Annotated in this window: 23 protein-coding genes; 10 read left to right on the top strand and 13 right to left on the bottom strand. The window is 70.0% G+C overall.

From position 1 onward, the window contains the following. Positions 1 to 54: 54 nt before the first annotated feature. Together KY572_RS34760 and KY572_RS34755 are read right to left on the bottom strand one after the other, a co-directional pair. Complete coding sequence (locus KY572_RS34760; RefSeq protein WP_224247975.1) at positions 55 to 1,233, bottom strand: FadR/GntR family transcriptional regulator; 1,179 nt, start codon at positions 1,231 to 1,233, stop codon at positions 55 to 57. Positions 1,234 to 1,306: 73 nt separating this feature from the next. After that, positions 1,307 to 2,332: an AraC family transcriptional regulator gene (locus KY572_RS34755; RefSeq protein ID WP_224247974.1), complete on the bottom strand. Its 1,026-nt coding sequence runs from the start codon at positions 2,330 to 2,332 to the stop codon at positions 1,307 to 1,309. Positions 2,333 to 2,439: 107 nt separating this feature from the next. Here KY572_RS34755 and KY572_RS34750 point away from each other — a divergent pair, with 107 nt between their 5' ends. The 3 genes from KY572_RS34750 (at position 2,440) to KY572_RS34740 (ending at position 5,415) form a co-directional block, all read left to right on the top strand. Then, positions 2,440 to 3,258 carry a class I SAM-dependent methyltransferase gene (locus KY572_RS34750; protein WP_224247973.1) on the top strand — a complete coding sequence of 273 codons (819 nt, stop codon included), beginning with the start codon at positions 2,440 to 2,442 and terminating at the stop codon, positions 3,256 to 3,258. A gap of 84 nt (positions 3,259 to 3,342) precedes the next feature. Then, positions 3,343 to 3,732 carry a VOC family protein gene (locus tag KY572_RS34745; RefSeq protein WP_224247972.1) on the top strand — a complete coding sequence of 130 codons (390 nt, stop codon included), beginning with the start codon at positions 3,343 to 3,345 and terminating at the stop codon, positions 3,730 to 3,732. A gap of 84 nt (positions 3,733 to 3,816) precedes the next feature. After that, positions 3,817 to 5,415, top strand: a complete 1,599-nt coding sequence (locus tag KY572_RS34740) for a GAF domain-containing sensor histidine kinase (protein ID WP_224247971.1) — start codon at positions 3,817 to 3,819, stop codon at positions 5,413 to 5,415. A 24-nt stretch (positions 5,416 to 5,439) separates the two neighbouring features. On the opposite strand, the gene KY572_RS34735 is transcribed toward KY572_RS34740, so the two are convergent. Further along, positions 5,440 to 6,093 (bottom strand): tetratricopeptide repeat protein, encoded by a 654-nt coding sequence (locus tag KY572_RS34735; protein WP_224247970.1) that lies wholly within the window; start codon positions 6,091 to 6,093, stop codon positions 5,440 to 5,442. A 54-nt stretch (positions 6,094 to 6,147) separates the two neighbouring features. After that, the gene (gene srmL, locus KY572_RS34730; RefSeq protein ID WP_224247969.1) at positions 6,148 to 7,311 is read right to left on the bottom strand and encodes a PheS-related mystery ligase SrmL; all 1,164 of its coding nucleotides are present in this window, start codon (positions 7,309 to 7,311) and stop codon (positions 6,148 to 6,150) included. A gap of 401 nt (positions 7,312 to 7,712) precedes the next feature. Between srmL and KY572_RS34725 the strand changes: the two genes are divergently transcribed. Then, complete coding sequence (locus KY572_RS34725) at positions 7,713 to 8,549, top strand: peptidoglycan recognition protein family protein (RefSeq protein WP_224247968.1); 837 nt, start codon at positions 7,713 to 7,715, stop codon at positions 8,547 to 8,549. A gap of 124 nt (positions 8,550 to 8,673) precedes the next feature. Beyond that, entirely contained in the window at positions 8,674 to 9,084 is a 411-nt protein-coding gene (locus tag KY572_RS34720) for a hypothetical protein (RefSeq protein ID WP_224247967.1), read from the top strand. Between the two features lie 18 nt (positions 9,085 to 9,102). On the opposite strand, the gene KY572_RS34715 is transcribed toward KY572_RS34720, so the two are convergent. From KY572_RS34715 to KY572_RS34700, 4 genes are all read right to left on the bottom strand, one after another. After that, positions 9,103 to 9,894, bottom strand: a complete 792-nt coding sequence (locus KY572_RS34715) for an SDR family NAD(P)-dependent oxidoreductase (protein WP_224247966.1) — start codon at positions 9,892 to 9,894, stop codon at positions 9,103 to 9,105. 189 nt (positions 9,895 to 10,083) lie between these two features. Continuing rightward, complete coding sequence (locus KY572_RS34710; protein WP_224247965.1) at positions 10,084 to 11,568, bottom strand: phytoene desaturase family protein; 1,485 nt, start codon at positions 11,566 to 11,568, stop codon at positions 10,084 to 10,086. Between the two features lie 22 nt (positions 11,569 to 11,590). Further along, entirely contained in the window at positions 11,591 to 12,787 is a 1,197-nt protein-coding gene (locus KY572_RS34705; protein ID WP_224247964.1) for a metallophosphoesterase, read from the bottom strand. Positions 12,788 to 12,796: 9 nt separating this feature from the next. Then, complete coding sequence (locus KY572_RS34700) at positions 12,797 to 13,207, bottom strand: PaaI family thioesterase (protein WP_224247963.1); 411 nt, start codon at positions 13,205 to 13,207, stop codon at positions 12,797 to 12,799. Between the two features lie 189 nt (positions 13,208 to 13,396). On the opposite strand from KY572_RS34700, the gene KY572_RS34695 reads away from it, so the two are divergent. From KY572_RS34695 to KY572_RS34685, 3 genes are all read left to right on the top strand, one after another. After that, positions 13,397 to 14,704 carry a hydroxyacid-oxoacid transhydrogenase gene (locus KY572_RS34695; protein WP_224247962.1) on the top strand — a complete coding sequence of 436 codons (1,308 nt, stop codon included), beginning with the start codon at positions 13,397 to 13,399 and terminating at the stop codon, positions 14,702 to 14,704. Between the two features lie 20 nt (positions 14,705 to 14,724). Next, positions 14,725 to 15,156 (top strand): acyl-CoA thioesterase, encoded by a 432-nt coding sequence (locus KY572_RS34690; RefSeq protein WP_224247961.1) that lies wholly within the window; start codon positions 14,725 to 14,727, stop codon positions 15,154 to 15,156. A gap of 68 nt (positions 15,157 to 15,224) precedes the next feature. After that, positions 15,225 to 16,019 (top strand): SDR family NAD(P)-dependent oxidoreductase, encoded by a 795-nt coding sequence (locus KY572_RS34685; protein ID WP_224247960.1) that lies wholly within the window; start codon positions 15,225 to 15,227, stop codon positions 16,017 to 16,019. A gap of 9 nt (positions 16,020 to 16,028) precedes the next feature. On the opposite strand, the gene KY572_RS34680 is transcribed toward KY572_RS34685, so the two are convergent. Then, the gene (locus KY572_RS34680) at positions 16,029 to 16,682 is read right to left on the bottom strand and encodes an FHA domain-containing protein (protein ID WP_224247959.1); all 654 of its coding nucleotides are present in this window, start codon (positions 16,680 to 16,682) and stop codon (positions 16,029 to 16,031) included. Positions 16,683 to 16,895: 213 nt separating this feature from the next. On the opposite strand from KY572_RS34680, the gene KY572_RS34675 reads away from it, so the two are divergent. Then, entirely contained in the window at positions 16,896 to 18,506 is a 1,611-nt protein-coding gene (locus KY572_RS34675; RefSeq protein ID WP_224247958.1) for a sigma 54-dependent Fis family transcriptional regulator, read from the top strand. Here the strand turns inward: KY572_RS34675 and KY572_RS34670 are convergent. Both KY572_RS34670 and KY572_RS47490 read right to left on the bottom strand, forming a co-directional pair. Beyond that, positions 18,472 to 19,404 carry a TIGR02757 family protein gene (locus KY572_RS34670; RefSeq protein ID WP_224247957.1) on the bottom strand — a complete coding sequence of 311 codons (933 nt, stop codon included), beginning with the start codon at positions 19,402 to 19,404 and terminating at the stop codon, positions 18,472 to 18,474. The two genes, KY572_RS34675 and KY572_RS34670, sit on opposite strands and share 35 nt — an antisense overlap. A gap of 80 nt (positions 19,405 to 19,484) precedes the next feature. Further along, a complete protein-coding gene (locus KY572_RS47490) occupies positions 19,485 to 20,546 on the bottom strand; it encodes a tetratricopeptide repeat protein (protein ID WP_317987941.1) in 1,062 nt (353 codons plus the stop codon). A 149-nt stretch (positions 20,547 to 20,695) separates the two neighbouring features. Between KY572_RS47490 and KY572_RS34650 the strand changes: the two genes are divergently transcribed. Further along, positions 20,696 to 21,328 (top strand): hypothetical protein, encoded by a 633-nt coding sequence (locus KY572_RS34650; protein WP_224247956.1) that lies wholly within the window; start codon positions 20,696 to 20,698, stop codon positions 21,326 to 21,328. Between the two features lie 3 nt (positions 21,329 to 21,331). Here KY572_RS34650 and KY572_RS34645 read toward each other — a convergent pair whose 3' ends face one another. Together KY572_RS34645 and KY572_RS34640 are read right to left on the bottom strand one after the other, a co-directional pair. After that, positions 21,332 to 21,781: a MogA/MoaB family molybdenum cofactor biosynthesis protein gene (locus tag KY572_RS34645; protein ID WP_224248023.1), complete on the bottom strand. Its 450-nt coding sequence runs from the start codon at positions 21,779 to 21,781 to the stop codon at positions 21,332 to 21,334. A gap of 181 nt (positions 21,782 to 21,962) precedes the next feature. Beyond that, positions 21,963 to 22,277 carry a Rieske (2Fe-2S) protein gene (locus tag KY572_RS34640; RefSeq protein WP_224247955.1) on the bottom strand — a complete coding sequence of 105 codons (315 nt, stop codon included), beginning with the start codon at positions 22,275 to 22,277 and terminating at the stop codon, positions 21,963 to 21,965. Between the last annotated feature and the right edge of the window lie 97 nt (positions 22,278 to 22,374).

Here is a 22,374-nt window from a genome sequence, read left to right as displayed (position 1 = left end):
GTATGCCCCAACCCCCTTCAGGGAAGCTCCTGGCGCGTCGCAGGCACCAGCCACTCACGACGACTCCGGGGCCACCGGCAAAGCAGCCTGGTTCTCACTGGGGACAGACTCCCTTTCCATGGCGCTTGAAGCTTCCAGAGCCGGGGGAAGTGGGCCTGCCGCGTCTCCCGCCGGGACTATCGAGGAGGAAGGAGGCGCCAAGGCAAGAAGCAGGGTGGGCGCAGAACAGAAACTGCCAGGAACAACCCCGGCAGCAGAGCGCAGGGAGGGTGGAGCCGCCATGGGTTCGCAGCCGCAGGAATTCTCCTGCACCTCGCCAACGGCGAGCGGGGCGGGTGGAGCTGAGGGAGCAGTACGACTCGAAGTGGCACACGCGAGGGTGCCCCCCTCCTCGTGGACCGGGGGCCTGCCTGTCGGCTCGACTTGTTGCGAACTGGTATGACAAGCAGACCAGTTGCTGGCGTTCTCGCCCGACACGGGCACCTCCCCGGCAGGCGGTGGGGGCACAGGCGCGGTGTGCGCATCACGCACCGGGGCCAGCCGGTCGAGCAGCGGCTCGTCAGCGGCCTTCAGCAGCGCCGGCAGCTGTTGGCGAAGGGCCTGAGCGTCACGGTCGGCCAGGGCGTTGAACACGAACTGGGCCCACTGCTGGAGGGCCTCCGGTTGCAGCGCGGGGAGCAGCGCGTCTGCCAGCCCTCGGAAGGCCTTCTCCAACGACATCAGGAGCAGCAGGTGGCCGGGACGGTCCGCTGCTTGGGCCGCCAGCCTCAGCAGGTCGAACTCTCGCTCCACCCACCGGATGCGCTTCTCCTGCCAGCGGGCCTCATCTCTCAACGCGAAGCTGGCATTGAGCAGCAGCTCCACGTCTTGCTGGCTGGCGTGCTCGCAGCAGGCGGCCAGTAGCTCCACCGTCACCTCCCGCTTGAGGGCGAAGTACCCCTCGAGCAGCGGCCGGCGGTCCATGTCTTGGCGGCCCTCGGGCAGCAGCAGCTTCAGGCTCTCCAGCGACAGCGCTTCACCGAGGGGCACCGTGCGGCTCTGTCTCCCGGGGTGTTGACGGATGAGTCCTCTGGCGGCCAGCCCCTGGAGGGCTCCTCGGATGGTGGTGCGCGACACCCCATAGCGCTGGGCCATCTGCCGCTCGGAAGGCAGCCGGCCCTTGGGCCACTGCCCCAGGGCAATCGTTTGCTCCAACTGCTCCGCCACTCTCGACACCAGCCCCTTGTGTTCCATCCTCGCCGCCCTCCTCGTTGCACGCCTCCTCCATCCAAGCAGAGGCGTCTGACAATGCATGTGTCAGTCCGAGTCAACCGCCGTGGCGCTGGCGGAAGGACTCGGGGCTCATGCCCCACCAGCGCTTGAAGGCCCGGTGGAAGACACTGGGATCGCTATAGCCCAGCAGGAAGGAGACCTCCGCAATGGACACCCGGCGCTGCAGGAAGTCCGCCGCGCGCTGCCGGCGCAGCTCGTCGAGAATGCTGGCGTAGCTGTACCCCTCCGCGGACAGGCGCCGCTGGAGCGTCCGCGCCGGCATGCGCAGCGCCCGAGCCACCGCCGCGAAGGAGGCGTCCCCTCCCGCCAACGAGCGCTGCAGGTATGCCCTCACCTTCGCCGCGACACCCGGCTCCTCCGGCAGGGTGCTCAGGAGCTTCTGGACCTGGCGCTCGAAGATCTCGTGGACGAGCGCATCGGCGTGGACGAGCGGCCGGGCCCCATCCTCGCGGGAGAACTCGATGTCGTTGGCGGGGGCCTCGAAGATGATGGGACAACCATAGCGCTCCCGGTGCTCGCGCGTGTCCGCGGGCTCCGGGTGTACGAAGCGCACGCAGAGCGGAGTGATGGCGTGCTCCGTCAGGAGGCGGGCCCCGTGGACGAACTGCGCCATGGCCAGCTCCGCCTGGTGCCGGTGGGCCAACCGCCACGGGCCCGGGGGCGTGAAGCGCATCCGCACCCCGCGCGGCGTCTCCTCGTAGCGCAGCCGCTCGCCGTCGCCCCAGATGCGCTGGTAACGCGCGCCTCGCTCCAGGGACTCGGCCAGGTTGGGGCTGGTGGCGATCACCGCCGAGCCCACGTCGTCCGGATCCACCACGGGCAGGCTGGCCATGTGCAGGCCCAGGTTGTCATCCCCGCTGAGCTCGACGGCCCGCTCCAGCATCGTGTCCAGGGTGGCGTACGGGATGCGGACCTCGGGATCCTCCAGCTCGGCGCGGGACAGGCCGAACTCCCGGCACAGCCGCTCCGAGTCCACGGTGGGCAGGCGCAGCCCATCCAGCGCCTGCAGGGCATGGCGGACCTGTCGGGTGGAGAGCGCTGCGATGGCCGGAGAGCTCATGCCCCGCAGGTGTAGCGGGACCCTGGCGCGCGCGGCAATCCGTTCTGGCGCCCGGAGTCAGTGCGGCGCGGCGCGAATGGCGGCACCTTGAAGCCATGGACAATGCCATGACGCCTCCTCGAACCCTGTGGCCCCGGCTTCACCTCTTCGAGCTGCTCGACCAGGACTGGTACCCCACCGCCCTGCGCGACCACGGCACCAACTACCTGGCCGCCATCAGCGAGCGCATGGGCCTCTTCGACGCGGCGGCTCCCCTGCTCGTCCGGGGCCTGGAGGCGGGAGGCACCGACACGGTGCTCGATCTGGGCTCGGGCGGAGGTGGCCCGCTGCCTCGGCTGAAGGCGCTGCTGGCCAGGGAGCAGGGCCGACAGGTGCGCGTGGTGCAGAGCGATCTGTTCCCGAACGTCCGGGCTCGGGAGCGGGCGCGGGCCTCGGGGGTGGAGTACCTGGATCAGCCGGTGGATGCCCTGCGCGTGCCCCCGGAGCTGCGCGGCATGAGGACCCTGTTCAATGCCCTGCACCACTTCCGCCCGGAGGCCGCGCGCGCGGTGCTCGTGGATGCCCAGGCTCGGGGCGTGCCCATCGGCGTGTTCGAGGTGGTGGAGCGCTCGCCACGTGGCCTGCTCAGCGTCCTGTTCGTCCCCCTGCTCGTCCTGCTCTTCACCCCGTGGGTCCGCCCCCTCACGCTGCCGCGGCTCCTGCTCACCTATGTCGTGCCCCTGCTCCCGCTGGCCATCTCCTGGGATGGGCTGGTCTCCGCGCTGCGCGCTCACCGTCCCGAGGAACTGCGGCGCATGACGGAGTCCCTCGCGACGGAGGGCTACACCTGGGAGGTCGGCGAGGCGCGAATGCCCGGCAAGCCGCCCGTGACGTACGTGCTGGGCCTGCCCCGCGCGAAGGCCGGCGCCGACGCTTCTGTGAAGTAGGCGGCAGCCGTCCTCACGGCCCGCCCCTCTCGCGAGCGCCGGTGCTACGGATGCCGCTTGCTGGAACCCTTCCTGGGAGGACACATGCATCGCAGCCGGCTGTGCACCGTGGTCATCGATTGCAAGACGGACGATATCGACGCGGCGGCCCGCTTCTGGAGCCAGGCGCTGGGCAAGGAGGCCCGCACCCTGGATGACAACGACGCCAACTACCGGGAGCTGAAGACGGGAGACGACGAGATGTACCTCCTCGTCCAGAAGGTGGACCACCCGAGCCGGCTCCACCTCGACATCGAGACGGACGACATCGAGGCCGAGGTGAAGCGGCTGGAAGCGCTGGGAGCGAAGCGGATCGAGTTCGTCAAGCGGTGGTGGGTCATGGAAGCACCCACCGGGCAGCGCTTCTGCGTCGTGCGCCCACAGCGAGAGGGTCGGCTCGGCCCCCACGCAAACACCTGGACCGACGAGCGCTGAGGGCCTCCCTGGACGGCAGCGGCCTCCTTCCCCGGGAGACACTACCCGTGAAGAAGGCGGGCATGCTTTGAAGGAAGGCTCCGTATGCCCGCGCCTCCCCTCCCCGCCGACGAGCTCCAGCGACTCCAGGCCCTCTATGACCTGTGCTTGCTGGACACCCCGGCCGAGGAGCGCTTCGACCGGATCGTCCGCACCGCCGCGCGCCTCTTCCAGGTTCCCATCGCGCTGGTGTCGCTGGTGGACGCGGACCGCCAGTGGTTCAAGGCCCGGCATGGCCTGGACGCCACCTCCACCCCGCGCGACGTGTCCTTCTGCGCCCACGTCATCCTCCAGCCCGACCTCCAGGTGGTGCCGGACGCCACCCTGGACGCCCGCTTCGCCGACAACCCCTACGTCGCCGGTGAGCCGCACATCCGCTTCTACGCCGGACACCCGCTGCGCGCTCCAAACGGCAGGCGCGTCGGGACGCTGTGCCTCGTCGACTTCCAGGTGCGCCACTTCTCCGAGGAGGACCGGCGCACCCTGACGGACCTGGCCGCCTGGACGGAGACGGAGCTGTCCGCCCTCACCCTGCAGGAGGCCCGCGAGGCGATCAGCCAACAGGCACGCCTCTTCGAGCTGTCCTCCGACCTGCTCAGCGTCGTCGACAAGGACACGCGCCTGCTCCGCTTCAGCCAGTCCTGGACGCACACGCTCGGCTACTCCGCCGAGGAGCTGCAGGGGATGAGGCTGATGGATGGCGTCCACCCGGAGGATCTGCCCGCGGTGGAGGAGGTCGTTCAGCGCATCGTCCGGGGCGAGCCCGCGCGCCGGTTGGAGCTCCGCTTCCTCGCGCGCGACGGCAGCTGGCGCTGGATCCAGGTGAGCTCCACCTTCAACGCCTCCGAGAAGACGCTCTACTCGGTGGGGCGCGACATCACCGAGCAGAAGCGCCTGGAGGATGAGCGGCGGCGGGTGGAGCAGCTGAAGAACGAGTTCATCTCCACGGTGAGCCACGAGCTGCGCACGCCGCTCACCTCCATCCGCGGGGCGCTCGGGCTGATCGAGGGCGGCATCGCCGGCCCCCTGTCGCCCGAGATGGCGGAGATGATCCGGATCGCCCAGAGCAACAGCCAGCGCCTCCTGCGCCTCATCAACGACATCCTGGACCTGGAGAAGATGGAGTCCGGTCAGCTCGATCTCCGGCTGCGGCCCGAGGAGCTGGCGGAGCTGGTCTCCCAGGCGATCACCTCCCAGCGGGGCGATGCGACGCAGCACGACGTGCGGGTGGAGGCGGTGCTGGAGGCTCCGGACGCCCGGGCGGTGGTGGATGCGGACCGGTTGATCCAGGTGCTGACCAACCTGCTGTCCAACGCGATCAAGTTCTCCCCTCCCGGCGAGCGGGTCCGCATCCGGCTGGAGCGACTCGAGGGGCGCGTGTACATCCTCGTGGAGGATTGCGGCCCGGGCATCCCCGAGTCCTTCCGCGAGCGCGTCTTCCAGAAGTTCGCCCAGGCGGACGGCTCCGACACCCGCAGCAAGGGCGGCACGGGCCTGGGGCTGTCCATCTCGCGGACGCTCGTGGAGCGGATGGGCGGCACGCTGGACTTCCTCACCCAGGAAGGCGCCGGCACCACCTTCCGGGTGATGCTGCCCGAGTGGCGCCCGGAGGCCCCCACCGCGCGCGTGTCCTCCCGGAAGTGAGGCTCCGGGGCACCGCCTCCGCCGTCAGCGCCCCAGCAGGACGGAGCGCAGCCACCGTCCCCAGGCGCCCGTGCTCGGCTCCACGCACACCAGCGTCCAGCGCAGCTGGCGCAGCTGGCGACGGCTCTTCGCCTCGCGCAGCAGCGGGTTGAGCAGCGCCATCGCCTCCGCCTGGTGCTTCTCGCGAGCCAGCTGCAGCGCCAGATCCAGCTTCACGCCGAACAGCGAGGGATCGAGCGCCAGCGCATCCTGCAGCAGGGTGATGGCGCCTCGGCGCTCGTCCTTGCGGCGGAAGTGGAGCCGGCCTCGCAGCAGCGCCTTCAGCGCGTCCACCCGGTGGCCCTTGGACAGGTTGAGCTGCGACAGCTGCTGCCACAGCCGCACCTGATGGGGGAACGTGTCCGCCGCCTGCGAGTAAACCGCCAGCGCCTTGTCCGCGAACCCCTTGTCCAGGTGCCCCTGCGCCGCCGCCTGGAAGCTCTGCAGCGCCGCCTCGGTCTGCTTCGCTCGCGCCAGCAGCGGCGCCAGCTTCCCGTGCACGACGGGATCCTTCGGCTCGAGCTCCAGGGCCTTCCGGTAACCGGAGATGGCCTTGGTCAGCTTGCCCTTGGACCGGGCCTTGTCGGCCGCGGCGATGATCTCCGAACGCGACTGGGGCGCTTTGCTTCCGAAGAGCATGGCGCCCCATCGTACCCCGCCCGCGAAGACGGGGTACGAGTTGCCACGCGGGCGTTATTTTTCAACGCGCGACCGAGCGCTCCCCGGTCGCTCCGAGGCGCGCGCCGCCCACTCCCACGCCGAGCCCCGATGCAGCGCGGCATAGATGTCGTCCCGCAGCGTGTTGCACTCCTCGTGCGTCAGCGTGCGGTCCAGCGCTCGCAGCACCACGCGCAGCAGCACGTTCTTCTGTCCGGGCGACACGCCCATCCTCGCCACGGCCGACGCGGGCAGCGCGCGGTACGGCGTCTCGGAGAGCACCTCCACGCTCTCCACCAGCTCCGCCCGCTGGCCCAGCGCGGCGCGCACCGCGTCGCCCAGCTCCTCGGGGGTGTCCTCCTCCTCGAGCACCAGCGACAAGTCCCGGCGCACCGCCGGCATCGACGACACCGGGTGGTACGGCTCCAGATCCAGCAGCTGCGAGGCGATGCGCGGCTCCGTGGAGCGCAGCAGCCGGATGTCATCCAGCCCCTTGCGCAACATCAGGATGCGGTCGAGCCCCACGCCCATCGCCAGGCCCGTGGTGCTCCCCGGCTCCAGCCCGCACTCCTCGAGCAGCGCCGGCAGCGCCAGCCCGCACTCGCCGATCTCCACCCACTGCTCGCCCTCGCGGACGTCGATCTGCAGGCCATCGGTGGTGTACGGGTGCCGCGCCGGCTCCACGCGCAGCTCCCGTCCTGGCAGCAGGGCTCGAACCACCGTCTCGATCATCTCGCGCAGGGCGGCCACGCCCAGCGGTGCGCCGCGCCGGATGCGCCACAGGTCCATCTGGTGGGGCTCGCCGGTGTGCAAGCGATCGATGCAGTCCCGCCGGTAGACGAGCCCGGGACAGGCCAGCAGCACGTCCTCGGCCGGGGCCGCGCTCAGCCGGCGCAACTGGCCCGGGATCATCGCCGAGGTCTGCGTGCGCAGCAGCGCGGTGTCACAGACGTAGCGCGTATAGCGAGCGTCCCGCGCGGCGCCCTCGGGTGGGTAGTGCAGGTGATCGTAGTTGTCGGCCACGGAGACGATGGGGCTCTGCCGGTGGAGCCGGACTTCGCAGCCCCACGCTCGGCGCAGGGCCTCCAGCGCGGACTCGACGAGCTGCTGCATCGCATGGGGGCCAGTGGTGGGGTCGGTGAGATCGCGAACGGACAGCGCGCGCCGCAGCTCCGCGGCGCTCAGGATGGAGACAGACATGGGAAACCTCTCGGCTCGGAAGGGAACGGGAACGAACACAGGCTCGGATGCCCCCCCGGCGAGTCCGGGTGGAGCATCACGCCGAGGTGGCGATCCGCTACCGAGAGGAGTGCGCGCTACGGCAGCACGGCCTCCCGACACCCGAACGGGGCCGGGGGGCTGCTAAATCGACGAGCGCACACCCAGAGACGCATGCCTCATGTGTAACCGCGCCCCCTACCCGTGGCAAGAGCCGCTGAGCCCACCCTGGGAGTGAATTCGGGAAGCCCCGTTTACCTCGCACAAAGTCCCTGGAATAATCTGCCTTTGCCGAAAAGAAGCGCCCTGTGACGCAACTGGGACAGGGCCATTCTCGACAATCGCGTCACAGCCTTCCCACAGCCTCACCTTTCGAGAAATCCATGACGACGACGACCCGCACCACCGCCGCTGCCGCGCCGCGCACCGCCGCCGCGGCCCCCCGCGCCACCGTCACCGCGCCGCCCCCGGGCATCCGCGAGGGAGACAAGGGCCCCAAGGTCAAGCAGCTCCAGGACGCGCTGGTGAAGCTCAAGTACATGACGGCGGCCCAGGTGGCCACGGGCCCCGGCATCTTCGGCAACAAGACGGAGGCGGCGGTCAAGAAGTTCCAGGCGGACCACAAGCTGCCCACCACCGGCTACTACGGCGAGCAGACGCACGCGGCGCTGAAGAAGGAGCTGGCCAGGCTGAACGGGCCCACTCCGACGACGCCGCCCTCCACCCCGGGCGTGTTCAAGAAGCCGCCCGTCATCAAGGCGCCCTCGCCCAACTTCAATGAGCGCAACGGCATGGACATCGACACGATCGTCCTGCACCACACCGCCTCGAACAACGGCGCGGCGGACCTGGCCCACATGCGCAACCCCAAGGCCGAGGTGTCCGCGCACTACATGCTGGACCGCGACGGGAAGATCTACCAGCTGGTGGATGACAAGAAGCGCGCCTGGCACGCCGGCGCCAGCCAGCTGCACGGCAAGCCCACCGACGTGAACGGCCGCTCCATCGGCATCGAGATCGTCAACGACGGCAGCGGCAAGACGGCCTTCACCGAGGCCCAGTACAAGGCGCTCACCCAGCTCGTCGGCTTCCTGAAGCAGGAGTACAACGTGCCGATGAACAACATCGTCGGCCACAAGGACGTGGCGGTGCCCAAGGGCCGCAAGAGCGACCCGGCGTCCAACTTCGACTGGAGCCGCCTGCGCAAGGGCATCTCCTGAGCGTCCCCCGCGTGAGCGGAGGCCGAGGGCCGGTCCCCTGAAGCCTGGGGGCGCCGGCCCTCGTCGTTTCTGGCGGGTGGGGCTGGATGATTTCGCGGCGCTGAGGCAGTTTTCCTCCCTGCACATGACGGTCCTGCGCCACGCCTTTGCTCTGTACGCCGTCCGCGAGCTCGGCCGATTCACCTCGGCCTTCAGCCGCGCGCGGGAGAGCTCCCCCCTGGAAGTGGGCCTCGAGCGCATCCGCGAGGCGTGCATGGCCTCGCTGGGCATGGAGTTCGACACGCTGACGCGCTTCGACGCCAAGTCGGTCGTCGGCCTGTTCGCCGCCCCGGAGCAGGCGCGTGTCCTCGCCCGCCTGGTGGACGAGCGGGCCCGGCTGCTGGTGAAGCACGGCCAGCTCACCCAGGGGCTGGACGACAGCGTGTACGCGGGGCAGCTGCTGGCCTGCTCGCGCCAGCGCTTCGGCACGCCGCGCGACGCCCGGGCCGCGGAGCTGCTCCAGCGCGAGGTGGGCGAGCTGTCCGCGCTGGTGTGAGCGCCCCGCGCCCTCGCGCTACCAGGAGATGGGCTTGCGGTCCCGGAAGAAGCCGCCCGTGGGGCCTCCGGGAGGCAGCAGGGCCGCCCAGACGATGGTGTCGGCGCCCTCCTCCACTCCGCGCGGAGCGCTGGCGCCGCCCATGCGCGTGCGCACCCAGCCCGGGCACACGGCGTTCACCAGCAGGTGCCGGCCCTTGAGCTCCTCGGCCAGCCGGCGGGTGAGCGCGTTGAGCGCCGCCTTCGAGACGCGGTAGGCCGAGCGCGGCCAGCCCTTGCGCGCGAACTGCCCGCTGCGCACGTCCTCGATGAACTCGCGCACCAGCGCGGCCAGCGTCTCCTTCGGCGGCGGAGGATCGAACCGGCGGCGGATCTCCGGAGGCAGGTTCCCCAGCTCCCCCGCCCCGCTCGACACCATGACGAGCCGGCCGTGCTCCTCGAGCAGGGGCGCCAGGCGCTCCGTGACGTTCCACGCGCCGAAGAAGTTCACCGCCTGGGTCTGCTCGGCGACGCTCGCGTCGAAGCCGTCCATGGTGATGGCGGCGTTGTTCACCAGCGCCGCCAGCCGCTGCCCCTGGCTCTGGAGCTTCGCGGCCAGCGCGTCGATGCTCTCCCGCGCGGCCACGTCCAGCGGCTCGAACGTCACATCCAGCGCCTCGGCACGCAGCGCGCTGGCGGCCATCTCGCCGCCGTCGGCGTCCCGGGCCGTCAGCAGCACCCGCATCCCCGCAAGGCCCAGCTGCCGGCATACCTCCAATCCGATGCCTCGGTTGCCTCCTGTCACGAGGACCGTTCCCTTCGCCTTCGGCATGTCTCTCCTCCCCCAACGGAGCGCCTCCCCATCTAAAGAGGCCGCACCTCCGATGCAGGGACAACGCAATGCGTAGTTCTGTTTGCGGCGGGCCTTAAACAGCAACACTGCGTTTTTTACGCCGTGAATAAATTTTGAGGCTCTCACAAGCTTCGCTTGTTTTGCCAGTCTTGCCCGCTCCCGGCGGTGTCAGCGGCTGGCGGCAATGCGCGAGGCGGTGCGGACGCCCCCGAGCGCGGTGGCCAGGGTGCTCTGGCCCGGGAAGACGGAGTCGCCCACCAGCCACAGGCCCTCGAGCACCGGCCGCGGGCCCAGCTCGCGGTACTGGTGGAGGCCGGCGCGGCGCGGCACGCCTCCCACGGCGCCGCCCTCGCGCCGGGTGAAGCGCTCGAAGGTGCGGGGCGAGGCCGTCAGCTCGTGCCGCACCTCCTCCCACTCGGGGGCGAGCCGCGCCAGGCCCTCGCGCATGCGGGACTGGATGTCGGCGATGTAGCGGGCCTGGGCCTCGCCGGACAGCTCCGCCATGCGGCGCAGCGGCACATGGGTGGAGAGCGTGAGCGTGCGGTAGCCCGGAGGCGCGCGGCCGGTGTCCGCCTCGCCGCTGATGGAGACGAAGAGGTGGTTGCCCTCCACGAGCGGGGCGGACTCGTCCTGGATGAGCTCCAGGTGGCAGGCCTTGGCGGGAGCGCCCTCGGGGGCTCGCGCCACGCGGTAGAGCATGGCGGCGCCCCACCCTTCCTCCACGCGCTCGGCGAGCTCGGCCAGCCGAGGCAGCCGCTCCGGAGGCAGCCCCAGCAGGCGCAGCATGCCTCGCGGCAGCACATTGGCCACCACGTGTCGGGCGCGCAGCTCTCCCCGGCGCGTCACCACCCGCCAGCCGCCCGGCTCGGGCGCGAGGGACTTCACGCGGTTGGCGAGCAGCACCTGGCCGCCGCAGCGGGAGATGGCCTCCACGAGCGCCTTGGCGAGCTGACCGATGCCGCCGCGCACGTGCCCCGTGCCGCGCCAGTAGTAGTCCATGGCCGCCAGGGCGAAGGGAGCCTCGGCCTCGGCGGCGCTGCACTGGACGGTGATCTGACACAGCGCATCCAGGAACGTCCTCAGCGGGGTGAAGCGCAGCAACCCGAAGCGCTCGAGCACCGCGCCCAGCGGACGCCCCACCCAGCGCAGCAGGGGCACGTACCGAGGCACGCGGGTGGCGTGGCGCAGCAGGGCCCGGGCGTCCAGCGGAGGCAGCAGCGTGGGCTCATCGAAGAGGGCCCACAGGGCGTCGGCCACGTGGCGCTGCAGGGCGAAGAAGTCGCGCAGCCCGCGGACGGGCGCCTCCGGCAGGCTGAAGAGCTGCTCCAGGAAGCGCTGGCGATCCCGGTGGACGCTCAGCCGCAGCGAGGGCGTGCGCAGCTCCACGAGCGGATCGATCCAGTCCACCTCCACATCGAGCCCGTGGCGCCGCACCCACTGGCCGAAGAGCTGCTGCTCGGCGAGCCCGGAGAACAGGGTGGCGCCGGCCTCGAAGGCATAGCCGTCCCGATGGAAGGTGCTGGCGCAGCCGCCGGGGTAGTTGAGCGACTCGCACAGCGCCACGCGGGCGCCGCGCTGGGCCAGTTCGAGCGCCGTGGCGAGCCCACCGAAGCCCGCGCCCACCACCACCGCGTCGTACGAGGACTCGGACATGGGCCCTGGGATGGCGTGCCGCCTACGCCCTGCGGAGCGTGAAGACGGTCACCTCGGCGGGGATGCCGATGCGGAACGGAAGCCAGTGCCCCGTGCCGCCCGAGACATAGAGGTGACTGTCCTTCAGCTTGTAGAGGCCGAGCATGAACTCGTAGACGAAGCCGAACAGGGGAATGCCCAGCAGGGAGACCTGACCGCCATGCGTGTGGCCGGCGAGCGTGAGGTGGGCCCCGCGCTCGGCCGCGTGCGGGAAGAAGGACGGATGGTGGGTCAGACACAGCACCACCTCGTCGGGCGAGCGCTCCTTGAACGCGACCTCGGCGGAGCGGCGCATGCTCCTGCCCTGCAGCAGCGGGTTGCGGCTTCCCATGGGGTAGTCGACGCCCACCACGCGCAGGCGCTCGCCGGCGTGCTCGATCACGTGCGACGAATCCCTGAGCAGGCGCACGGGAGCCCCGCGCTTCGAGAGGCCCTCGTAGCCCTCGAGGATGGGCCCCAGGCCGCGCCAGTGCTCGTGGTTGCCGAGGATGGCCATCATCCCATGCTGCGACCGGCACGCCCCGAGCGCCTCCATCGTCTCGTCGAGCTGCTCCAGGTCATCGATGAGGTCGCCCGTCATCACCTGCAGGTGCACGCCGGCCTCGTTCATCGCCTCGACGGCATTGCGCAGATAGGCGGCGCTGATGAAGGGGCCGACATGGACGTCGGTGATCTGGCCGATCCGGAAGCCCTCGAACGCGGCGGGCAGGTTGCGCACCCGCACCTCCAGCTCGCGAACCTGGAAGAGGGAGACGCCGCTCACCACGCCAGCGGAGGCCGTGCCCATGGCCACGAACGGCACGGCCTTGCCCGCGTTCAGGAGCAGGCTGCGGCGCTCCAGGTCCACCTCCCCTGTCGGCCCGCCCACGGGAGCCGCGGCGGCGCGGCGCATCCGCCACCAGCGCGCGAGCATGAAGGGGGCTCCGAGCAGCGCGATGATCAGCACCGCGACGGACCACCCGGCGGAGAAGACCTTCAGCGGCACGCCGACGACCGGGACCTGCCCATGGGCGCCGAACCCGAGCATGACCGGCAGGAGCCAGGCCAGGAGCGACACCGCCGCCACGGCGATGAAGGCCCGCCGGCGCCAGCCACCGCCAGCCTCGGGCCACAGCCGCTTGAGGATGGCGTAGGCGGCCAGGTTCAACAGCGCGAGGAAGAGGAGTCGGCCAATAAGCATGACGCGCGCTCAGGTGAGGAACTTGGTCATCCGGCCCTGCGCCACGAGGACGCCATCGTTCTCGCGACGGAGGTCCACCTGGACGAAGGCCAGGGTGCGCCCGGACTTGAGCACGGCGGCCTCCACGATCACGTTGGAGCCACCGGGGGCGGGAGAGAACCAGGACACGTTGAGATCCGTGGAGACGCCCGGCCGCATGTCCCGGTCCGCGCTCATGATGGCCAGCGTGCCCACCACGTCCACCAGGGTGGCCACCGCGCCGCCGTGCAGGGCGCCGCCCATGTTCTGCACCGCCTCCCCCACAGGCAGGCGGACACGGGCCTTTCCGCCCTCTACCTCCAGGACCTCCATCCCGACCAGCGAGCGGTCATAGCCGCCGTGACCGAACCAGCTCAGCCGTTCCTTCAGCTTGTCGTCCATGTGCTCCCCACCATAACCGGCACCCGGGCGGGATGCTCTGCGAAGGCGGGACACGAGCCATGGCCCGCGCCGCTCCGCCCGGAATCCCACCTGTCCTCCGGTGGATGGAGCCCGGGAGCGCCTGGAGCAAGTCATTCCCCAGCGGCCCCTCTACAGTACAGTGCCGCCGGACCGTTCCCGAGGGGTGCCATGCGCTGCTGCCATTACGACCACGTGGGCGAGGGTTGTGACAGTGCGTTCACGGTGGACACGTCGCGGATCACCTTCGGTCGCGGGTGTCTGGCGGAGGTGGGAGACCGGGCCCGAGCGCTGGGGATGAAGCGGGTGGCGCTGTTCTCGGATGCGCACCTGGCGCGGCTGCCGCACTTCCAGAAGGTGCACCAGTCCTTGAGCGCGGCGGGGCTGGATGTGGTCGTCTACACGGACGTGCACATCGAGCCCACGGACCAGTCCTTCCTGGAGGCCGCGCGGTTCGCCGCGGACGCCCGACCGGATGGCTATGTGTCCCTGGGGGGGGGCTCGGTGATCGACACGTGCAAGGGAGCCAACCTCTACGCCACGTACCCGGCGGACTTCCTGGCCTACGTGAATGCTCCGGTGGGCGCGGGGCGGCCGGTGCCCGGTCCGCTCAAGCCGCACATCGCCTGCCCCACCACCTCGGGGACAGGCAGCGAAGTCACGGGCATCACCATCTTCGATCTGCTGGCGATGGAGGCGAAGACGGGCATCGCCTCGCCGATGCTGCGGCCCACCGAGGCGCTCATCGATCCGGACTGCACCGCGAGCCTGCCGGGCGAGGTGGTCGCCGCCAGCGGGCTGGATGTGCTGTCCCACGCGCTGGAGTCCTATACGGCGCGGCCGTACGTGCGCCGCCCTGCCCCGGCCCGGCCGAGCCTGCGGCCCATGAGCCAGGGAGCCAACCCCTGGAGCGATCTCGGCTGCCGCGAGGCGCTGCGGCTGATGGGGCAGTACCTGGAGCGCGGAGTGAAGGACGCGCGGGACACCGAGGCCCGCGAGCAACTGATGTGGGCCGCCACGCTGGCGGGCATCGCCTTTGGAAACGCGGGGGTGCACGCGCCGCACGGTATGGCCTACGCGGTGGCCGGGCTGGTGCGGGACTTCCGTCCCTCGGGCTATCCCCAGGGCGAGCCGCTGGTGCCGCACGGCATGTCCGTCATCCTGAATGCGCCGGCGGTGTTCCGTTACACCGCGGAGTCGAGCCCCGAGCGCCACCTGGAGGCCGCGGAGTGGCTGGGCGCGGACGTGCGCGGCGCCACGCCGGGGGATGCGGGTGAGGTGCTGGCCGGCAAGCTGATCCAGATCATGCGCGCGGTGAGCATGCCCAACGGCCTGCGAGGCGTGGGCTACTGCGAGAGCGATCTGGAGCCCCTGACGGAGGGCGCCTTCCCGCAGCAGAGACTGCTGCAGAACGCGCCGCGAGAGATGACGCGGCCGGTGCTGACGCAGCTGTTCCGCCAGGCCCTGAGCTACTGGTAACCCCAGCCGGAGCAACCCTCGTGTCCGACGCCGAGACCGCAGACCGCTATCGCTACTTCCTGCCCATCACCACGCGCTGGATGGACAACGACGTCTACGGCCACATCAACAACGTCACGTACTACAGCTACTTCGACACGGTGGCGAACCACTACCTGATCCACGAAGGAGGCCTGGACATCCACGCCAGTCCGATCATCGCGCTGGTGGTGGAGTCGCGCTGCTCCTACCGGGCTCCGCTCTCGTACCCCGACCGCCTGCGGGCGGGGCTGCGGGTGAACAAGCTGGGGAACCGCTCGGTGACGTACGGCATCGGAATCTTCAAGGAGGGTGAGAACCAGACCTCCGCGCACGGCTACTTCGTGCACGTCTTCGTGGACCGGGGTACGCGCAAGGCCGTGTCGATGCCCGAGCGACTGCGCACGGCCCTCGAACGCATCACGGTGCCCTGAGCGCGCGCCGAGCGGGTGAAACGCATCCAGGGATAGAGCATCCCTGACGCACACACGGAGGAAGTCACATGGATATGGGACTCACGGGGAAGACGGCGCTGGTGACGGGCTCCACGGCGGGCATCGGGCTGGCGGCGGCGATCGGCCTGGCACGCGAGGGAGCGCATGTCATCCTGAACGGGCGCAAGGAGGAGCGCATCCAGCGCGCGAAGGAGCAATTGCTCCAGGCGGTGCCGGGAGCGAAGGTGTCGGGCGTGGCGGCGGACTTCTCGGGCGCGAAGGGCGCCGAGGCGGTGACGCGGGCCTTCCCGGACGTGGATGTGCTGGTGAACAACGTGGGCATCTTCGAGCCCAAGCCGTTCGAGCAGATCCCGGACGAGGACTGGCTGCGCTTCTTCGAGACGAACGTGATGAGCGGGGTGCGGCTGAGCCGCTTCTACCTGCCGAAGATGCGGGCGAAGGGATGGGGGCGCATCGTCTTCGTGTCGAGCGAGTCCGGGGTGCAGATCCCCACGGAGATGATCCACTACGGCATGACGAAGACGGCGCAGATCTCGGTGGCGCGAGGGCTGGCGGAGCTGACGACGGGCACGGGGGTGACGGTGAACACGGTGCTGCCGGGGCCGACGTTCTCCGAGGGCGTGGGACAGTTCGTGGCGGATCTGGCGCGCTCCCAGGGCATCGACACGAAGACGGCGGAGCGTGACTTCTTCATCAACGCCCGGCCCACCTCGATCATCAAGCGCTTCGCCAGCTCGGAGGAGGTGGCGAACCTGATCGTCTACGTCTGCGGCACGAAGTCCTCGGCCACCAACGGCGCGGCCCTGCGGGTGGACGGCGGCGTGGTGCGCGCCATCCTCTGAGCCAGGGACTCAGGCGGCGTGCCGGGACTTCCGGAACAGCCGCTGGATGTACTCCCAGGCGAACGTCACCTCGCGGTGCTTCTGCTCGGCCAGGGAGCGCAGCTCGGGGCTCAGGAGCGCCACCTTGTCCGGATGGCACTCGTCGCTCCGGGCCTGGTAGGCGGCTCGGGCCTGCTCCAGCGTTCCGGGCTGCTCGAAGCCGAGCAGCCTCCAGAACACCTGCGCCTGCGAGAGCTGGACGTCCGTGGGCAGCTCGTTCACCTGCGGCCGCTCCTCGGGCCAGGGGTACTCGATGGCAGGCCGAGGCGACGGCGCCACCTGCCGCGGCCGGACGATGCGCACCCGCGGAGCCGTCGCGTTCGAGCCTCCGCGCAGCGACTGCACCCTCAACAGATACGGCCCGACGCGCAGCTCGTCATCCGCCGTCATCACCGTGGGCTGGGTGACGAGCTCCTCGTTGAGCCACGTCCCGTTCGTCGAGCCCTCATCCAGGACGATGACCGCCCCCTCGATGGCCACCAGCCGGCAGTGGACACCCGACACCGTGTCGTCCTTCAGCACGAGGTGGCACTTCTTCGAGCGCCCCACGAAGATCTCTCGATTGGCCAGCGTCCCCTTCGTCGTGACGCCGGTCACACTCATCACCACTGAGATGTTGAACACGTTGGCTCCAGGCTCTCCTGCCTGGGGGAACAGGCAGGACTCATCCCCCCGCGCCCTGACAAAGCACCCGGCATGCCAGCGCCCACCCGTCCCCAAAGCCCAGTTCTTTCAGGAGGTTGAAACCACTCGCTCCCGCCTGACAGGCGGATGCGGCATCAACCTGTCAAGATTGACGGCAGCATTGATGGGCAGGCCCTACCACTCGAGGAGCGGATGACGAGCGGCGATGATCCGAAGGCGAAGCTGGAGTCGGAAGCGCCGCCCCTGGCGGACGAGGCCGTGGCGGGTCCTTCGCTCAACCGGACCAGCTTCATTCCCCTGCCCGACTTGAGCGTGCCTCCGCCGCCCCTCCCGAGCGAGGTCATCACGCGCCGGGAGCGGATCGCCCGAGCGCCAGGAACACCGGAGCCGCCCCCCGCCTACCGCGAGCCCAAGGCGCTGCGGGTCCAGCGCGAGGGTCTGCCGGATCTGATCGTCCCGCTGTATCCAGATCGCTCGTACGTCTTCGGCCGGGCCCCCGAGTCCACGGTGGTGTTTGCCCATGACGCCGTGTCGCGCCAGCACGGGAGGCTGTCCTTCCGCGAGGACCACCGGTGGGTCTACCGGGACTTGAACTCGCGCAACCACAGCTTCCTGGGCGAGGCGGAGTATCCGTTCCAGGGAGACGAGCGCGCGTACTGCCGGCACATGGACGCCTCGAAGGACTGGGTCGTCGAGGCGGGCAACCTCATCCTCCTGGGCAACGGCCGGAGCCGCATCACGCTGCTGGCCGAGGTGCCCGATGGGCTGGTGGCGGGCTCTCGCCCCCGTCAGCGAGGCTCTGCGGCGGCGGCGCAGTTGGAGCGCTCCATCAACATCTGCGCGCGCCACCAGCTCCCGGTCTTCATCCTGGGCAAGTCGGGCACGGGCAAGACGTTCATCGCCCGGGAGATCCACAGCCGGAGCCGGCTGGACGGAAACTTCGTGGTCCTCAACTGCGGACGGCTGCCGCAGGACGCGAGCATGCTGCACAGCGAGCTGCTCGGGCACGTGAAGGGAGCGTTCACGGGGGCCGCGTTCGCGCGAGTGGGCAAGTTCTACGTGGCGAACGGAGGCACGCTCTTCCTGGACGAGGTGGAGTTCCTGCCGCCCGCGGCCCAGGACTTCCTCATCGACATCCTGGAGGGCACCGGCAGCCTGGCCCCGCTGGGTGCGGCCGCGGACCTGAGAGAGCCTCCGCCGCGCTTCCGGCTCATCTCGGCCTCGAAGACGCCGCTGCAGCAGACGGGGCTGCGGCCTGACCTGGCGCAGCGGCTCGCCACCGGAGACGTCATTGTCCTGCCGACGCTGGAGGAGCGCAGGGAAGACATCCCGAACCTCGTGGAGGAGTTCCTCCACCGCCTGAAGACAGAGCAGCAGTACGACGCCTCGTTCACCAGCGACGCCCTCGCCTACCTGCAGCAGGTGGACTGGCCAGGTCAGATTCGAGAGCTGGAGACCACGGTGAAGGCGGTGGTGGCCCGCGAGGTCGCGGCGAGCGCCATCGACGGCCTGGGCGCGATGCGGATGATGATCAGCCTGGAGTCGGTGAAGGCCTACCTGTCCCAGCGGCAGCTGGGGTTTGGCACCTCGGTCGAGCCCCCGCCTCCGAGCGCCCAGGTGTCACGAGCCACGACAGCCATGCCCGCCATCCCCGCAGGCCACAAACGCCCCAGCGCCCTGACGGAAGCGGAGATCCGGGCCGCTCTGGAGAAGCATCAGGGCAACAAGACACGGGCGGCGCAGGAGCTCGGGATCGCGCTCAACACCCTCAAGGACCGGATGCGGAAGCTCGGGATCGCGTGAGGCGCGGGCCCACGGCACAGGAGGACAGCAGCAGGCACTTCGCGCAGTTGTCCGCCACCGGCCTCGCGGGACACACCCCGCTCATGCCGTAGTGGCAGAGCGCGAAGTCATACCGGACCGGATCCGCGGCATCCAACCGCCGCAGCGAGGCCGTCACCTCCTCCGCCGTCCGCCAGCTCAAGTCGTTGCGCCGCGTCAGCCCCAGGTGCTTCGCGATGCGCCCGATGTGCGTATCCAGCGGAATCACCAGCGCCGAAGCCGGCACGCGCTTCCAGATACCGAAGTCCACGCCATCCCCGCCTCGGACCATCCACCGCAGGTACAGGTTGAGCCGCTTCGCCGCTCCAGGCCCCAGCGGTGACGGCAGCAGGTGGTGCAGCCCCCGCTCCTTGCCCAGCGCCCGCCGCAGCTCAGCCATCGGCACATCCCGCAGCGCCGCCGTGAAGTCGCTCAAGGCCCCGTGCATCGAGCCGCGCGCCTCCCACCCCCGCACAAAGAGCGCCTCCAGGCTCCCGTGCTCACGCAGCGCCTTGCCCATCCCCAGCAGCAGCACCGCCACGTCCGTGCCCACGTTGAAGCGATAGACGAACCCGTGCAGCAGCTCGCGCGCTCCCAGCACGTCCAGCCCTCGCACGAAGGCGGCCGGAGCTGCGCCCATGCGCCCCAGCAGCCCGTCCACCTTGGGCCGGAACAGGTCCGCCCGCCCGTACGCGAGCGCCGCCGCCAGCAGCGCGCTGACCTCGATGTCCCGAGGATCCGTGTACCGGTGCGGAAACTCCACGGGGTCGGCGGTGATGCGCGAGCGGGTGTCCGTCGACGCCAGGAAGGACTCCAGGAGAGGGCGCAGGCGCTCCGCCGCCTTCACCGACAGCCCTCCGCTCTGTGAACGTCTGCTCACGCCTCAGCCTCCAGACCCGCTCTGCCCGCCTGACGGGCATGCTCGACAACAGCAGCACGGGCCCCGAGCACTCCCGCCTCTCACTTCCGCGCGTTACGGCGGACGAGCTCCGCGGGCAGGGCGGCCTGGATCTCCTCCAGCCGCCGCTCCTGCTCCCGCATCTCTCTGTCCCGGCCCTGGCGCCGCAGCAGCTCGCGGTAGCCCTCGACGGCCGAGACCAGGTTCTGGTGCAGCGGTCCATGAAGCCGGGTGAAGGCCTCCAGGCTCAGCTGGTACCACCGCTCGGACTCCTCGAACCGTCCCGCCTCCATCAGGGCGTCCGCGAGCGACTCCATCCACGTGGCCGCGAAGATCGGATCCTCGAACCCCGCCGTCCGGAGCCGCTCGAGACCCTCCTCCAGAACCGGGATGGCCTCCTGAACTCGGCCCGCCTTCACCAGGATGTTGCAGTACTGATGCACGGCCTGGAACACCGGCGGGCTGTCCGGAGGGTTCCACTTCGCGGCCAATTCCAGCGCCTCTCGCGACGCCTGGACGGCCTCCTCGTGCAGCCCCTGCCGGCTGGCGATCGTCGACCGCGTCCACAGCGCCACCGCCAGGCCCGAAGGATCGCCGTCCCCACGGCGCTCGGCCTCCACCACCTGCTGGTTCAGCGCCAGGGCCTCCTGGCCGCGCCCCAGGTTGCTCAACACCGAAGCCAGGTTCGACCGCGTGTTCGTGAGGAGCTGCAGCAGCCCCTCCTCGCCGGGAGGATGCGCCTCCAGGATGGAGATGGCCTGCCCGTAGGTCTCCGCCGAGCGATCGTAGCGGCCCTGCTCCTCGTAGCAGTTGGCCAGGTACGTCATGGCTCCGGCGACCAGGCGATCCCGAGGGCCTCGCGCGGCGCGCGCCGTGTCCACCGCCTGGGTATAGGTCTGCTCTGCCAGCTCGAAGCGGTGCATCCCCATCTGGAGATTCCCGAGCCCTACGTAGGACTCGACCAGCTGCTCCTGTCCGCCCGGGAGCTTCGCGTACTCGACGACCTTCTTCATCGCATCGGCGGCGTCGGAGAGGTTCCCTTGCTGAGCCAACCCCATCGCCTCCTGGTAGAGGCCCGCCCAGTCATCCTCGCTGAATCCGTTGAACCATTGCTTCCCGCTCACTCGACTCCTCCGAGCCCTCGCGGTCCAGGCCTCGAGCCCCGCCGCGCTTCCCAGACGCTATAGGCGGTGCGGCACACATGGCTACCTCCCGCTGCCGATCGGTGACGCTATGCTCCGACGCTAGCGGTCGCCTTCCAGGGAGAGAACGAATGAGGGGTACGAGCACGTTGCGGCGCGGGCTGACAGTCGGCCTGGCGCTGCTGGCCGGAGCCATGTCGCCGCCAGCCTCAGCCCAGCCGACAGCCGAGCTCACCGGCGTCTACGAGACGAAGGGCGGCGAGCTGGCCGTCATCCAGGCCTCCAACGAATCCTTCGTGTACTACTCCTCCAGCTTCCCGCAGGGGGAGAGCGTAGGCCTCTGCGAGTGTCTCCTGGGGCTCCGGGAGAAGAAGTCGCCCACGGAGTGGAAGCTGCGTGGCACGGACTCCCCAGCCGACTGGACGCTGCGCATCGAGTCCAAGAAGCTGACGCTCCAGGGTGACGGCTCCGGCTGCTGCGGCGCCGGCTGGCCTGGAGCGGACTCCTTCGCCAGGAAGAGCCCCAAGACGCCCCAGCTCTGCAAGGTCAAGGCGAAGCGCGCCTACTTCCACGCGCTCGACGAGGCGAACACCCAGCGCAAGGCCTTCGTCGTGGAGGGAGACACCGTCGAGGTCTATCTCCCCGCCACCGAGCCCGCCCTGGTGCCCGCGCGCTTCAAGGGGCCCAAGAAGACCACGGCGGGCCTGCTCAAGCTCGAGGACCTCGACTGCCAGGAGCAGGCCTCCACACCTACCAAAGGCTGACGCTCAGCGAGTCAGCTCGCGGACCAGGTGCCCCAGCTCCGGGAGGATCAGCGCCTCCAGCGCCAGCTTCACCGCCTGCGGCGAGCCCGGCATCGCGAAGAGGACCATCCCCCGGTACGTCCCGGCCGTCGCCCGAGACAGCATCGCCGGGCTGCCGATCTCCTTGTAGGACAGCATCCGGAAGATCTCCCCGAAGCCCGGCAGCTCCTTCTCGAACAGGGCGCGCAGCGTCTCCACCGTCGAGTCCCGCCGCCCGATCCCCGTGCCTCCGTTGAAGAGCACCGCCCGCGCTCCGGTCTCCGCCGCCTCGGTCAGCACCGCCCGGATCGCCTCCGGCTCGTCCTTCACCACCTTGTAGCCGCACAGCGTGTGCCCGGCGGACTCCAGCCCGCCCCGCAGCACCTGCCCGCTCTCGTCCCGCGACGCGTCCCGGCTGTCCGAGCACGTCACCACGAACACGCTCACCTGCGCCGGCGCGTGAGACTTGTGCTCGTCCGCCGCGTGCGAGTGCCCGTGGTGGTGCCCATGCCCCCCGTGCGGGTGGTGGTGCTCGTGCTTGTGATGACCATGGCCGTGGTCATCGTCGTGATCGTGCCCCTCGTGTCCCATCGCTGCCCTCCCGAAGCCCTGCCGGTTACTTCGCCGCCGGATCGTCGATGACGATCTGCCCGCCCTCGACCTCGACCTTCACCACCGTCTGGTCATCCGCGATGCCGGGAGAGGTCTCGTTCTTCCCGGAGTCCAGATCGAACCCCACCTCGTGGCAGGGGCAGATGACCAGGTTGTCCTCGATGCGCCCGCCCGACAGCAGGCAGCCCGCGTGGTTGCACCAGTCGTCAAGCCCCTTGTAGCGCCCGTTGACCTTCGCGATGCACACGTTGCGGTTGCCTACCTCGTAGCCCCGCATCTCCTTCTCGGCGAAATCCGCCGGTCCGAGCTTGATCTTCATCGGCCTCGTTCTTCCTCAGTAAAACGACAGGTGGCCCCCCTGGAGGCCCCCTTCTACCCTGCTCCGCCAGCCCCCGCGAGCGCCGATCTCACCCACG

It is taken from the genome of Hyalangium gracile, assembly GCF_020103725.1.
GTDB lineage: Bacteria > Myxococcota > Myxococcia > Myxococcales > Myxococcaceae > Hyalangium > Hyalangium gracile.
This window is presented reverse-complemented; position numbering and strand designations above follow the sequence as displayed.

Coding starts and splice junctions, on each gene's coding strand:
- KY572_RS34760 (WP_224247975.1), bottom strand. CDS start 1,233: ATGGAACACAAGGGGCTGGTGTCGAGAGTGGCGGAGCAGTTGGAGCAA.
- KY572_RS34755 (WP_224247974.1), bottom strand. CDS start 2,332: ATGAGCTCTCCGGCCATCGCAGCGCTCTCCACCCGACAGGTCCGCCAT.
- KY572_RS34750 (WP_224247973.1), top strand. CDS start 2,440: ATGACGCCTCCTCGAACCCTGTGGCCCCGGCTTCACCTCTTCGAGCTG.
- KY572_RS34745 (WP_224247972.1), top strand. CDS start 3,343: ATGCATCGCAGCCGGCTGTGCACCGTGGTCATCGATTGCAAGACGGAC.
- KY572_RS34740 (WP_224247971.1), top strand. CDS start 3,817: ATGCCCGCGCCTCCCCTCCCCGCCGACGAGCTCCAGCGACTCCAGGCC.
- KY572_RS34735 (WP_224247970.1), bottom strand. CDS start 6,093: ATGCTCTTCGGAAGCAAAGCGCCCCAGTCGCGTTCGGAGATCATCGCC.
- srmL (WP_224247969.1), bottom strand. CDS start 7,311: ATGTCTGTCTCCATCCTGAGCGCCGCGGAGCTGCGGCGCGCGCTGTCC.
- KY572_RS34725 (WP_224247968.1), top strand. CDS start 7,713: ATGACGACGACGACCCGCACCACCGCCGCTGCCGCGCCGCGCACCGCC.
- KY572_RS34720 (WP_224247967.1), top strand. CDS start 8,674: ATGACGGTCCTGCGCCACGCCTTTGCTCTGTACGCCGTCCGCGAGCTC.
- KY572_RS34715 (WP_224247966.1), bottom strand. CDS start 9,894: ATGCCGAAGGCGAAGGGAACGGTCCTCGTGACAGGAGGCAACCGAGGC.
- KY572_RS34710 (WP_224247965.1), bottom strand. CDS start 11,568: ATGTCCGAGTCCTCGTACGACGCGGTGGTGGTGGGCGCGGGCTTCGGT.
- KY572_RS34705 (WP_224247964.1), bottom strand. CDS start 12,787: ATGCTTATTGGCCGACTCCTCTTCCTCGCGCTGTTGAACCTGGCCGCC.
- KY572_RS34700 (WP_224247963.1), bottom strand. CDS start 13,207: ATGGACGACAAGCTGAAGGAACGGCTGAGCTGGTTCGGTCACGGCGGC.
- KY572_RS34695 (WP_224247962.1), top strand. CDS start 13,397: ATGCGCTGCTGCCATTACGACCACGTGGGCGAGGGTTGTGACAGTGCG.
- KY572_RS34685 (WP_224247960.1), top strand. CDS start 15,225: ATGGATATGGGACTCACGGGGAAGACGGCGCTGGTGACGGGCTCCACG.
- KY572_RS34675 (WP_224247958.1), top strand. CDS start 16,896: ATGACGAGCGGCGATGATCCGAAGGCGAAGCTGGAGTCGGAAGCGCCG.
- KY572_RS34650 (WP_224247956.1), top strand. CDS start 20,696: ATGAGGGGTACGAGCACGTTGCGGCGCGGGCTGACAGTCGGCCTGGCG.
- KY572_RS34640 (WP_224247955.1), bottom strand. CDS start 22,277: ATGAAGATCAAGCTCGGACCGGCGGATTTCGCCGAGAAGGAGATGCGG.